At 65.4% G+C, this 13259-nt stretch carries 8 protein-coding genes; all 8 read right to left on the bottom strand.

The features are described 5' to 3' along the window. Positions 1 to 4: 4 nt before the first annotated feature. The 8 genes from I41_RS04860 to I41_RS04825 all read right to left on the bottom strand — a co-directional run bounded on the left by I41_RS04860 (position 5) and on the right by I41_RS04825 (position 13069). The gene (locus tag I41_RS04860; RefSeq protein ID WP_145431440.1) at positions 5 to 1456 is read right to left on the bottom strand and encodes a cryptochrome/photolyase family protein; all 1452 of its coding nucleotides are present in this window, start codon (positions 1454 to 1456) and stop codon (positions 5 to 7) included. Then, the gene (gene uvsE, locus I41_RS04855) at positions 1453 to 2463 is read right to left on the bottom strand and encodes a UV DNA damage repair endonuclease UvsE (RefSeq protein WP_145431438.1); all 1011 of its coding nucleotides are present in this window, start codon (positions 2461 to 2463) and stop codon (positions 1453 to 1455) included. The genes I41_RS04860 and uvsE overlap by 4 nt, the downstream gene beginning before the upstream one ends. A gap of 4 nt (positions 2464 to 2467) precedes the next feature. Further along, on the bottom strand, positions 2468 to 3502 hold the full coding sequence (locus I41_RS04850) for a TIGR03032 family protein (protein WP_145431436.1): 1035 nt from the start codon (positions 3500 to 3502) through the stop codon (positions 2468 to 2470). Between the two features lie 105 nt (positions 3503 to 3607). Then, complete coding sequence (locus tag I41_RS04845) at positions 3608 to 4195, bottom strand: hypothetical protein (RefSeq protein WP_145431435.1); 588 nt, start codon at positions 4193 to 4195, stop codon at positions 3608 to 3610. 188 nt (positions 4196 to 4383) lie between these two features. Beyond that, positions 4384 to 5838, bottom strand: a complete 1455-nt coding sequence (locus I41_RS04840; RefSeq protein ID WP_145431433.1) for a DUF1501 domain-containing protein — start codon at positions 5836 to 5838, stop codon at positions 4384 to 4386. Between the two features lie 122 nt (positions 5839 to 5960). After that, complete coding sequence (locus I41_RS04835; RefSeq protein ID WP_246133695.1) at positions 5961 to 8303, bottom strand: DUF1549 domain-containing protein; 2343 nt, start codon at positions 8301 to 8303, stop codon at positions 5961 to 5963. A gap of 271 nt (positions 8304 to 8574) precedes the next feature. Beyond that, positions 8575 to 10056: a DUF1501 domain-containing protein gene (locus I41_RS04830; RefSeq protein WP_145431429.1), complete on the bottom strand. Its 1482-nt coding sequence runs from the start codon at positions 10054 to 10056 to the stop codon at positions 8575 to 8577. A 37-nt stretch (positions 10057 to 10093) separates the two neighbouring features. Beyond that, positions 10094 to 13069 carry a DUF1553 domain-containing protein gene (locus I41_RS04825; protein WP_145431427.1) on the bottom strand — a complete coding sequence of 992 codons (2976 nt, stop codon included), beginning with the start codon at positions 13067 to 13069 and terminating at the stop codon, positions 10094 to 10096. Positions 13070 to 13259 lie beyond the last annotated feature (190 nt).

Here is a 13259-nt window from a genome sequence, read left to right as displayed (position 1 = left end):
AGTCTCAAGAATTCTTCACGCGTTCATAGGCCGCCAGGGCCGCGTCGCGAGCTTCGTGATGATCGACCATCGGCTGCGGGTACGTCTCGCCGAGCTTGACGCCTGCCGCGGCCAATTCCTCCGCCGGCGCTGTCCAGGGTTCGCGCAGCCACTTTGTCGGCAGCGTTGCCAGTTCCGGAACCCACCGGCGAATGTAGTCGCCATGGGGATCGGCTTTTTCGGCCTGCATCGTCGGGTTGAACACCCGAAAATAGGGCGCCGCGTCGGCCCCGCAGCCGGCGGTCCATTGCCAGCCAAGCGTGTTGTTCGCCAAGTCGGCGTCAACCAGCGTGTCCCAAAACCATCTGGCCCCTTGCTGCCACGACAACCGCAAATCCTTCGTCAGAAACGATGCTACGATCATGCGCGTTCGATTGGGCATGTAGCCGGTCGCCCACAGCTGTCGCATGGCGGCGTCGACGATTGGAAAGCCCGTTTGCCCGCGCTGCCAGGACCACAGCTCGGTGGCGCTCCGCCGCCAGGGAAAGCGACGAAACTGTTCGCGCAAGGGCTCCTTCGTCGTGGAAGGAAAATGATAGAGCAGGTGATAGGCGAATTCGCGCCAACCAACTTCCTTCAGAAACACCTCGGCGCCTTGGCCAAGTTTCGATTTCCCCGCGGGAACCTTGCCGCTGCTTTTTTCAACTGCCGCCCAGATCTGCCGCGGACTCAGCTCGCCGAAATGCAAATGGGGCGACAACCGCGACGAACCGTCGAAATCGGCTCGATCGCGATCCTCATGGTAGCGCCTCACCGTCTCGTTAACGAACTGCCGGAGCCGACGCTCGGCCGCGGGCGCGCCGGCTTGCCAAGTCTCGTAGAACTGCGCGTCCCAGGAGTTGCTCGGCAGCAGTTCGAGCTCATCCAGCGGCAAAGATTTCGGCCACTTAGGTGGGGAGACCAATTCTCGCGGCGCCGGCAGCGACTCATGCACTGTCTCGGTTGCCAGACAAGCTTTCCAAAACGGCGTGAACACCTGATAGGGTGCATCCTGCTTGGTGCGAATGGTCCAAGGCTCGTACAGCAGCGAGCCGTTGAAGCTCTCAGCCTGGACGCCCATGGCCAGCAGCGCCGCCTTCACCGTTTTATCGCGCTCGATCGCCGCTGGCTCATAACGGCGATTCCAGTACACGGCCGTGGCGCCCGTTTCTTCCAGTAACTCGTTGAGGATATCTTGTGTTGTTCCGCGACGACGGATGAGCCGTGATCCCAGTTGTCGTAACTGCTCGTCGAGACTCTCCAGCGAGTGGTGGAGCCACCACCGCGACGCACCGCCCGGCGGCCAGTCCCCCTCTTCCTCTGGAGCATAAATGTAAACCGGAATCACTCGCCCCCGACTAGCGGCGCGGCGGAGCGCCGGCTGATCGGCAAGTCGCAGATCTTGTCGCAACCAAACGATCGTCGTGGGCGTGCTCATGACTTGCCTGCTCCGCCTCTCTGGGCAATTTGGTTCCCCTTGAGCTGCTGCAGGTCGCCATGCAGCCGTAACACCGCGCGCTCCTTCGCTTTCGCCTCCACTTCAATCGTCAGCGCTCGTCCGAGCCAGCAGGCTGGAACATCGGTCGGGTCGATGAAGTCGTGGTGTCGCTGGCAGCCGGGGCCGTTCCATCCCTCTTTCGGGCTGGAAAGATGGAAGAGCGGCTCGCGATTCCAAGTGGCGATCGCCGCCTCGGTCGCCTCGTCGACCGACAGCTCGTCGCGGCAGCAGCGATGATGGTGCACGTCGTAGACCAGCGGCGTCCCTTCGCGACGGCAGAGCGGCAGCAGTTCGGCCGGCGTATATATTTTGTCGTCGTTCTCGATCGTCAGTCGTTGACGCGCTCGCGGCGTCAGGCGGTTCAAGTTCTGCGCGAATCGATCGAGCGCCGCGGCCCGCGAATCGTAGGCCCCGCCGCCGTGAATGTTGACCGTGTCGGCGCCGATCCATTCGGCGACTTCCGCCTGATATTCGATCTCTACCAGCGACCGGTCGACCACCTCGTCGCGCGGCGAACTGAGCACGACGTACTGGTCTGGATGAAACGAAGTGCGAATGCCCAACTCCAATCCGCGGACGCCGCACCGCTGGAACAGTGCGATTGTCTCCTCCCCCTGGGGCAATTCTTCCAAGCGATAACCTACCTCTGGGTGGGTTTTCACCGGTAGGATCTGACTGTTGACCCGAAACGCGCCGATGCCCAGGCGATGGCAACACTCGATCGCGGCGAGCAGGGCTTCGGCGTTCGCCCGGCAAAGCTCGGCCAGCTTCGCCGCCCGTGCCGGCGGCGACATCTTCAAGCAGGCCGCAGCGGTAGTTGTCCGGAACCGAATTGGTTCGTCGATGAACTGGCAGCAGAGGCCCAGTCGTAGTCCGTCCGTCGCGGCGACCCGCGCGAATGAGCCGCCAAGTGCGTCGGCGTCAGAAGTCTTCTTCCGCGCGGGCATCGTTTCAATTCGCCTCGGTGAGGCGGAACGCCGCCGCGGTCACGCCAGCGAGGAAGGCGACGTCATAGACTTCGCGTCCGCCGCGAATGAATTCAAGCGAGCCCGTTTCGACGCCGCGGGCGTAATCAACGAGCGCTAACCCAGAGCGTAGTTTCGGCCAGCGCTCGCGCACCGGCGGCGCATCGAGGATGTGGCGCGGGCGAATGCGCGACAGCCCCACGATGGCTCGCTGGCCCGCAAAGGCGAGCCCGCGGGTGAAACCGGGCAATTCGATCGCCGGCGCGCACGCTTGGCGGCTAGGTTCAAAGGTAACGAGCGCGCCACGGCCCGAATCGCAGAGCCACCAGCGCCCCGCGTGCCAACGCGGCGAGTGAGGCAGCGACAACCCACGCGCGACAACGCGGTCGTGGAGCACGTCGATGAGCACGCCCGCTTGAAATCGGTCAATGGCTCGCCACGCCGCCGGCGTTCCCTGGTCGCAGAAGGCCGTCGCCATCCGCAGCCGACGTTCATGCACCCCGATTCCATTCAAGTGGCAACAATCCGTGCCAAGCGACGAGTCGCCGTCCAGAAATGAAGGTCGCCAAACCCGCCGAAAGTGGACCCGCTCGCTCGGCCTTGCCACGCAATTGAAGCGCGTATTCGCAAACACCGGACCACGGCGATCAAACGCGACGTCGTGAGCGTCAAGCCGCCCGGTCGCATGCACGATCGTTGGTTCGATCAACCAGCGCGGGGCCGAGGTTGCCGAGTCGTCAGCGCGGGTGACGTCGAATTGCCATAGGAGGTCTCGCGACGCCAGCGCCAGTCGGTTCCCGTCGCTGGCGAGGCCCATCGGACGCGGAAAGCTCCAGAAGCTGGCCGACAATTCCCCTCGCGGCGCTGAGAGCAGCGCAAGCTTGCCGGAATTGTACGTCGTTACCGCCAGCGTGCCGCCGGATGCCGCCAGCCAATCGATGAAGTCGCCGCGCGGACGCATGTCAACCGCGCGCGCGGAGGTGATGGGGGGCGAGGCCAGACGGCGGGAAAACATCGACATGCGAGCGAGTGTACCGGACGGCAGCGGCTCATTGCAGCCGCCGTTTCTCAAACTTCGCCGCCTGTCGCAAGTTGGATGCAGCGTCTTGAGTTGCTTGATGCGGCTTCACGCCCTCAAATGCAGCGTTTGTCCCGTCAGGAAGGCCGATTCGTCGCTGGCAAAATAGAGAACGGCTGCCGCGATGGCGGCCATCCGCTCCCCATTTGGCGCATCGTGCCAGCACGGTGACGTCACCATGTTCAACGTGATGCCGTCCCCGGCCAGGCAGCGCGCCTCGGCCTGCATCAGAGCCGATTGCGCGGAGCGAGCCGCGATGACGGCGGGCGCCGCGACTTCGCCGATGGCAACGAAAACGACGCGCCCCCAATGGCGGCGACGCATCGCGGGCGCCGCGCTGGCAATGAGAGTTCTTGGAAGCTCGACGAGTTGGTGACTGAGCGATTGGTACGACGCCGAGTCATCGGCCGCGGCCAAATTCGAACCGTCGTCCCAAACCGTTTGCAGGACGAGAATCTCTGCGGCCTCGACCGCTGCCTTCATCTCTGCCGACACCGGCAGTCCAATGAGTGCTTGGGCAACCCTGGCCCCAGCAGCGGTGAACGTGGCCGCAATCTTACGGCTTAGCTCATTCGTGGGACCAGCAATCAACGCAGTGCGGCCCTCGAGGCGATACGGCTCCTTAGCAGACGGCATGCAGATCTCCCACCCGGCGTGACAACCTGGGTGAGTTTTACTTGAGATCTTTTGGCACGCAAAGGCACGATTTCGGCGCAGCGCGAACTTTCAGCCGTGATTTCACGGGTGACGCGCACCAAATCGCGGGGCGTCGCGCCGGTCCGTGGCCTCCCTGCTTGGCGATGAAGGGCGCCCGAGTCGAGCCCCTACGCCAGAATTTCCCTCACCGGCTCGGTAGGCTCGACCCCGACCAGTTTCTGATCGAGCCCGCGGAAGAAGTAGCTGAGCGCATTGGGATCGAGGCCCAGCTGATGCAGCACGGTGGCGTGCAGGCGGCGGACGTGCATCGGCTGGTCCACGGCCTGGCTGCCGATTTCGTCGGTCGCGCCGACCGAGACCCCGCCCTTCACGCCGCCGCCGGCCATCCACATCGTGAAGCCCATCGAATTGTGGTCCCGGCCCGTGCCGACGGCGTACTCGGCGGTTGGCTGCCGGCCGAACTCCCCGCCCCACACCACGAGCGTTTCGTCCAAGAGCCCGCGCTGCTTCAGATCCTTCAGCAGCGCCGCAATCGGCCGGTCGGTCGCCCCGGCGTGGTGCGTGTGGTTGGCCACCAGATCGCCATGGGCGTCCCAGTTGTCGTCGTTGTGCGACCCGCCCGAATAGACCTGGATTAAGCGGACCCCTCGCTCCACTAACCGCCGCGCCAACAGACACCGCGTCCCGAACGGCCGCGTCGCTTCCTGGTCGAGCCCGTAGAGCCGCTGCGTCGCGGCGCTCTCCTGCGCCAGATCGACCGCCTCGGGCGCCGCCGATTGCATCTTGTAGGCCAACTCGTAGCTGGCGATCCGCGCGGCCAGGTCGTTCTGATCGAGCCGCGGCTGCCGGTGCCGTTCGTTCAGCGCGGCCAGCGTATCGAGCAGATCGCGCTGCAAGGGTTCGGTCGTCCCCGCAGGCAACTTCAAGTCGTTGATCGGCGAGCCCTCGGGCCGAAACACGGTCCCCGCATAAGTCGCCGGCATGTAGCCGCTCGACCAGTTCTTCGCCCCGCTGATCGGCCCGCCGGTGTGGTCGAGCATCACCACGTACCCCGGCATGTTCTCGTTGACCGACCCCAGGCCGTAGTTCACCCACGACCCCAGCGACGGGCTGCCGCTTTGCAGCTTGCCCGAGTTCATCATCAGCATCGCCGAGCCGTGGATCGGCGACTCGGCGGTCATCGAATGCATGAACGCAATGTCGTCGACGCACGTCGCCAGGTGCGGAAACAGGTCGCTCACCCACTTGCCGCATTGGCCGTACTGCTGGAACTTCCACCGCGGCTCGACGATCCGCCCTTCGTTCTTGCGGCCGCCGCGGCCATGAGTCTTCACGGCGATCGTCCGGCCGTCCATGCCGATCATCGCCGGCTTGTAGTCGAAGGTGTCGATGTGGCTGGGGCCGCCGTACATGAACAGGAAGATGACGCTCTTGGCCTTGGCGGCCGCGGCCGCCGCCTGCGGCGCGAGCGGGTTGGCCGGGGTCGAGGGCGACCCGGCTCGCGCCAGCGCCCCTTCGGCCGACAGCAGCGACGCCAGCGCCGCGGCGCCGAACCCGCACCCGCTCTCCCACAAAAACTCCCGCCGCGTCCGTCCGCAGAAGTTATGGATGTGATTGGTCATCTTCAGCTCGTTCTAATTCTTCGCTTCGTCTTCTTCTTAGCGCCTTCGCGCCTTTGCGTGAGACCATCTTGACTGCGGTCTCACGCAAAGGCGCAAAGGCGCGAAGGAATACGGGGAGTGATTTAATCGAGGTACAGGAATTCGTTTTGGTTCAGTGCGACCAGGCACCAGTAGCGCAAGGCTTCTTGGGGCTCACGGCCGTGTTCTTCGGCAAGTTGTTGCATCAGGCCGAGGCCGTCGGCGATTTCGGCCTCGGTCGCCGGCCGGCCCAGGGTGATTTCAATCGCCCGCGCCACCTGCTCCCGCGGCTGGTCTCCCGCCTCGGCCCGCACGCGCTCGGCCAAGTGCCGGGCCTGCTCGTTGGCGAACTCGCCGTTCAATAGCGACAGCGCCTGCCCCGGCTGCGTCGTGTTGAACCGCGCCTCGCAGCTGGCGTCGACGTCGGGGAAGTCAAACGCCGTCAAGAGCGGCGTCAAGAGCGAACGCTTCACGAAGACGTAAACGCTCCGCCGCGATTGTTCCTCAGCCGTCGACTGGCCCCAGCCGTTGCCCGGCATCGACTGGGTCGCCAACACCTCCTCGGACATCTGGGGGTAAAAGCTCGGGCCGTACAGCGCCCGGTTCAGCCGCCCGCTCGCCGCGAGCGTCGCGTCGCGCAGCTCCTCGGCCCCCAGCCGCCGCATGTCAAAGCGCCACAAGTGGTCGTTCAGCGGATCGACCGCCAGCGCCCCCTCGTCGGCCTGGCTCGACATCTGGTAGGCGCTGCTGGTCATGATCAGCCGGTGGAGCGGCTTGAGCTTCCAATCATGCTCGGTGAGCCAGACGGCCAGCCAATCGAGCAGCTCGGGATGGGTCGGCGCGTCCCCCAGCTCCCCAAAATTGTTCGCCGAGCGGACGATCCCCCGCCCAAAATGATGCTGCCAGATCCGATTGGCGATCACCCGCGACGTGAGCAGATTGTCCTTCGAGGCGATCCAGTCGGCCAGCACCTTGCGCCGGCCCGCGCTCCGCGCCCCGGCCGGCGCGGCGGCAATCGTCGGCGTCGCCGCGCCAAACAGCTGCGGGAAGCGGGGTTCGACCACGTCGCCCGGCACATGGGGATTGCCGCGGACGTTCAGGTGCGTCGGCGCCGGCTGCGCGTCGCACTTGGCCAGCGCCAAGGCCGACTCCGGCTCGCCCAACTCCTGGAGCTCGCGCCGCGCCGCCTCCAGACGCCCGAGCGTCTGTTGATACTGGGCCCGCTCCGATTCGTTGAGATAGTCCTGAAGCTTCTCGCTCAGCAGCGCCTCGCGCTCGTGCGTCTCGCTCCGCCGCTGGTCGGGGGCTTCCATACGCTTGACCCCCACCTCTTCCATCGACGTCTTCTCGCGCTCCACCAGCTCGACCTGCTCCCGCAGCGCGCGCCGCCGGGCCGCCTCCTCCGGGGAACTCAGGTCCCACTGGTTGTTGCCCGTCTGATCTCCCCGATCGCCGTAGGCCGTCACGTCCGCCAGGAACGCCGCCAGGCCGTAATAGTCCCGCTGCGGGATCGGGTCGATCTTGTGATCGTGGCACCGCGCGCAGCCGACCGTCAGTCCCAAGAACGCCTGGCTCGTCGTGGCGATCAGATCGTCTAGCTCGTCCGAGCGCGACTGCACCGCGTCGGCCGGCTCGTCGTCCCAGATTCCCAGCCGGTAGTAGCCCGTGGCGATGATCGAATCGCGCGTCACTTGATCCAACTCGTCGCCGGCCAGCTGTTCCCGCACGAACTGGTCGTACGGCTTGTCGTCGTTGAAGCTCCGGATCACGTAGTCGCGATACTTCCAGGCGTTGGGCTTCGCGCCGTCCCGCTCAAAGCTGTTGGTCTCGGCGAAGCGGACCAGGTCGAGCCAGTGCCGCCCCCACCGCTCGCCGTAGTGAGGCGACGCGAGGAGCTTGTCGATCAGCCGCTCCCAGGCGTCCGGCGACTCGTCGCTGAGGAACTCCGCCAGCTCCTCTTCCGTCGGCGGCAGGCCGGTGAGATCGAAGTAGGCCCGCCGGCAAAGCGTCCGCTTGTCGGCGCGGGGCGCGGGCTGCAGGCGGTTCGCCTCCAGCTGCGCCAGCACGAACGCATCGATCGGCGTCCGCACCCACGACTGCAAGTCCCCCGCAATCGCCGGCGGCTCCTGCTTCACCGGCGCCACGAACGCCCAGTGCTTCTGGTACGCCGCCCCCTCGTCGATCCACCGCCGCAGCACGTCGACTTCGCGCCCCGAAAGCCCCTTCCCCTCCGGCGGCATCCGCAGCGATTCATCCTCCGCCGTCACCCGCGCCAGCAACTCGCTCCCCGCCGAGTCCCCCGGCACGATCGCCAGCAACCCCGACTCCAGCGCCGCCACCGCCGCCTCACGACCATCCAGCCGCAATCCCCCCTCCTGAGTCTGCGGACCATGGCACGAAAAACAACGACGAGCCAAAATCGGCTTCACCTCGCGAGAGAAGTCCACCGGCTTCGCGTGGGACGCTGAACTGAACAGAGTTGCGAGGCCGCACAGCCACGACGACGCCGTCAGCGCGCAACCGGAGCGAAGTCGTGATGAAAACGAGCTAGGGGGCATCGCTATAGTTTACTCATTCGAGAACCATTCGGGAAAATGGGCCCGATCGCACAGTGGGAAGCCGCGTATGCACCGCGGCGGGCGCGTTGAGCGACGTTGCTGCGCTCCAGCCCGGCGTTGACCGGCGACGACCGCGCGATGTTGAGTTCTTTTGGCAGCGCTAGGCGATGATGGAATCGATCACGCGCGCCGGTTTGACGCCGGTCAGTTTTTGGTCGAGCCCTTGAAACGGAAAAACCAGCCGCTCGTGATCGATCCCCAGCAGCCGGAGCATTGTCGCGTGGAGGTCGCGCACTTCGACGCGATCAACGGCTGGCGCGTAGCCGATCGGATCAGTCTCGCCATGCGCATGCCCAGCCCGGACGCCGCCGCCGGCGAGCCATACCGTGAAGGCATGCGGGTGATGGTCGCGGCCGATGAGCGTCATCTCCTGCCCGCCGCGATTTTCGCGCATCGGCGTCCGGCCGAACTCGCCCGACCAGACAATCAGCGTTTCATCAAGCAGACCGCGCTGCTCCAAATCGAGCAGCAGCGCCGTCACCGGCTGGTCGAGTTGCCGACATTTGTCTTTGAACCCATGGTGGAGCGCTTCGTTCTCGCCGGCGCCGTGCGAGTCCCAACCCCAATCGTAGAGTTGGACGTAACGCACGCCCCGCTCGACCAGTCGCCGGGCCAGCAAGCAATTGTTCGCCAAACTCTCTTGTCCCGGCTCAGTCCCGTAGAGCTTGTGGATGTGCGCCGGCTCTTGATTTAGATCCATCGCATCGGTCGCTGACATCTGCATGCGGTAGGCAAGCTCGTACTGCGAAATGCGGGTGAGCGTTTCGGGATCGGCCGCCTCGTTGTAAGTCTGGCGGTTCACGTCGGCGATCGCGTCGACCATCTTGCCGCGCAGGCTGCGGTCGATTCCGGGCGGATTGGAAAGGAAGAGGACCGGATCGCCGCTGGAGCGACACTGCACGCCCTGATAAACCGACGGCAGAAAGCCTGAACCCCAGACGCTTTTACCGGCGTCGGGAAACTTGCCGCCGGAAAGCAACACCACGAAACCCGGCAAATTCTGATTCTCCGATCCAAGACCATACGTCGCCCACGAACCCATCGCGGCGTAGCCGAGGTTCTGGTTGCCGGTGTGGACCAGTAGCTGCGCGGGGCCGTGATTGAACTGGTCGGTCACCATCGTGCGGACAAAGCAGAGCTTGTCGGCGACGCTCGCCAGCTGAGGCAGCCGGTCGCTGATCCACGCCCCCGACTGGCCATGCTGTTTGAAGGGAAACTGCGGACCGAGCAGCTTCGGCACGCCGCGAATAAAGGCAAATCGCTTGCCGGCGATGAACTCCTGCGGGCAATCCTGGCCATCGAGTCGGTGGAGTTCGGGCTTATAGTCGAACAGATCGAGTTGACTCGGCGAGCCGGCCATGTGGAGATAGATCACTCGCTTGGCCTTCGCCGGCAGCGGCGGCATCATCGGCGCCAGCGGCCGCGCGGCGTCGCGCACGGCCGGCGCGCTGCTCGCTCCCAGCGCATTCGCCGCCGCCGACGCCAGCCAGGCCGCGCCCAGCCCAGCGGCGCACTCCTGCAGAAATAGCCGCCGCGTCGTCCGCGCGAGCTCAGCGCGCAGTAGTTCTTGAGCGAGGTTCATGGTCATTTCCAACGCGAAGTTCCGCGTCGGCTCGTTCTTACTTGGTGAGCAGGTCGTCCAGGTTCAACATGGCGTTGGCCACTATCGTCAGCGCGTAGGTCGTGCGATCGGCGGCCAACGGTTGAGCCGCGCCTGGTTCGCCGTCGAAGGCGGCGGCAGCCGTTTCGTAAAGTACCAGCAGTCGCGCGAGCTTCGCCGCATGCAGCTCTTCTCCCCTCGCCAGTCGGTAGCCAGCGGCTATTTGCGCCGCAGGAGTGGAGCCCGCGCCGGACATCCGCGCGGCGAAGCCTTGGGCGAGCTCGACGTACGCCGGATCATTGAGCGTCGCCAGCGCCTGCAGCGGCGTGTTCGTGGCGATGCGTCGCACGACGCAAACGTCGCGGCTCGGCATGTCGAACGTGGCCAGCGCCGGATAGCCGCTCGTTCGCTTCCAATACGTATAAATGGCGCGCCGGAAGCGGTCTTCCCCTTCCGCAGCGACCCAGGACTCGCCGTTGTAAGCGCTCCGCCAAACGCCATCCGGTTGCGGCGGCATCACGGGTTTGCCGTACATCTTTTCGGACAGTTTGCCCGAGAGCGCAAGCGCCTGGTCACGCACCATTTCCGCCGAGAGCCGCGTTCGCGGACCTCGGGCAACCAGACGGTTCCGCGGATCGAGCGCCAGCTTGTCCGAGGTGGCGACCCCCGCCTGCCGATAGGCCGACGACAACACCAGATCTCGCAGTAGCCGCTTGACGCTCCAACCATGCTCGCCTTGAAGCCGCAGCGCCAGGTGGTCGAGCAGTCCCGGATGGGACGGCAATTCGCCCGACGTGCCAAAGTCCTCCGCCGTTTCCACAATGCCGATGCCGAACAACTCCTGCCACAGGCGATTGACCATCACCCGCGCCGTCAGCGGGTTCTCTGGCGAGACAAGCCAGCGGGCCATGGCGAGCCTGTCAGCCGGCGTCCCCGCCGGCAGCGGCGGCATCACCCGCGGCACGTCGGGAGTCACGACGGTCTCGCGGTCGAGCCAGTTGCCGCGGGCAAAAACTTGCGTCTGCCGCGCGAACTCCGCCGGCTGTTCCGCCATCACCGGCACGGCGACGCCGGCAATCGCCTCGCGGGCCTGTTTCAACTCGCCGAGTTCACGTTTGAGCGTCGCGTACCGCGAATCGTTCGCGAACGGAATCCAATCGTCGCTCGACGACGCGGCGAAGCGGCCGCGCTCGCTGGCGAGCGCCCCGCCGCCCGAGTCGGCCTCGCCAAAGTTCATCGCCAGCCGAAGCTTCGACCCCTTCGGCGCCTCGATCGCCCGCGACGGAATGAACACGGCAAACCTTGGTCGCGACATGCGCGTATAGTCGCCCCAACCCTCGGCGCCGTCGCGCAGACTCTCTTCCGGATTGAACATCGGCGCCGGCTCGTCGCAGAACGCGGCGACGAACGGAATCTCGCCGATGACGGCTCCCGCGGCGTCGACCAATTGACCGTTGAGCCGCGAGAGGACGAAGCCATCTTCCGGAATCTTCAGCGCCTGCGCCGGGTCCTTCGGCAGGGCGTCGATGCGCACGGCAGTCAGCCGTTCCAATCCCGCCAGATCGAAGTCAACCGTGAATGTGCTGCCGGTAGTGATTGTTCCCTCAGCGCGGACTTCGGCGACGGCGCGACCGGCGTCCGTGTCGCTGCGAATCGCCATGGTGGCGTTGCCCGTGGCGCTCGCCGCGACCGGCGTCAACGCCTGCCAGCGGGCCGCGTCCGCCACGAGCGCCGATTGAAGTTCAAACAGCTCGCGCTGCACGTCGGCGATTCTCTTGTCGAGATGCTCTGCTTCGGGCCACTTCGCCTGATCGTCGGGAATGCTCAGCCGCGGGGCGTCGCTGTTCAGGTCGGCGTCGCGGCTCGTATTAAAGAACGCGACAAACTTGTAGTATTCATCGTGGCGAAAGGGGTCGTACGGGTGAGCATGGCACTGCGTGCAGCGGAACGTCGAGGCCTGCCACACCTGCCAGGTCGTACTCACGCGATCGAGCACCGCCGCGAGCCGATACTCCTCGTCGTCGGTCCCACCCTCAGTGTTCATCTGCGTGTTGCGATGAAAGGCCGACGCCAGCCGGTCGTCGAGCGTCGCGTTGGGCAACAGGTCGCCCGCAAGCTGCCGAATCGTGAACTCATCGAACGGCATGTCGGCATTGAGCGCCCGAATCAGCCAGTCGCGGTAGGGCCAGATATCGCGGTGCGGATCCTTCTCGAAACCGACCGTGTCGGCGTACCTCGCCAGATCGAGCCACATCGACGCCCAGCGCTCGCCAAAGCGAGGCGACGCCAACAAGCGGGCGACCACGCGCTCGTAGGCGTCGGGGCGATTGTCGAGTTGAAACACAGCGAACTCCTCCGGCGTCGGCGGCAGCCCCGTGAGATCGAGGGAGACGCGGCGCAGCCATTCGGCTCGCGCGGCTTCCGGAGCCGGCGCGAGCCCCGCCGCTTCCATCTTCGCCAGGACGAACCGATCAAGCGGGTCGCGCGCCCAGTTCGCGCGACGCACTTCCGGCAGTGGATGTGGCCGCGGCGCCGTCAATGACCAGTGTTGCTCCCACTCGGCGCCTTGATCGATCCAAGTCTTGAGCAACTCAATCTGCCGTTCGTCGAGGGCGGGCCCGTGGTCGCCCGGCGGCATGCGACTCTCCGGATCGGGGTCGGTCACGCGGGCGATCAGATTCGAGTCCGCAGCACTGCCGGCGATGATCGCCGCCAGTCCCGACTCGGCCTCCGCGAGCGCCGACTCGCGGTAGATGAACGACAGCCCGCTCGCTTGCTTTACGCCGCCGTGACAGGCCACGCAGTGTTTGGCGAAGATCGGCCGAATGTGTTCGTTGAACGAGACGCGTCCCGGGGCAGATGCGGCGGCCTCGTCGGCGCTTGGCGACGCCTCAGCCTGCAATGCGGGGCTGGAGTGCGACCAACTCAGCGCGATCGCCGCCAGCCAGCAGGTCCGCACCATCCAGAAAAATTTCTTTGCGCGAGCGATTCGCATGGCATCCCAGAAAAGTCGAGCGGCAATCAGCGTGGTGACGTGCCGCCAGCTGCGGCACCCGCCATTATGACAAAGATTGCCCGCCCAATCACGCAAAACAGCGCTGCCAAATGCGCTAAACTCTGAGTTGACGCTCGCTGCGCGGCGAATTCGCCGAGTTGGGACCCGCACCGCAAAGCTGCGCCAGGCT

The organism is Lacipirellula limnantheis (assembly GCF_007746075.1).
Taxonomy (GTDB): Bacteria; Planctomycetota; Planctomycetia; order Pirellulales; family Lacipirellulaceae; genus Lacipirellula; species Lacipirellula limnantheis.
This window is presented reverse-complemented; position numbering and strand designations above follow the sequence as displayed.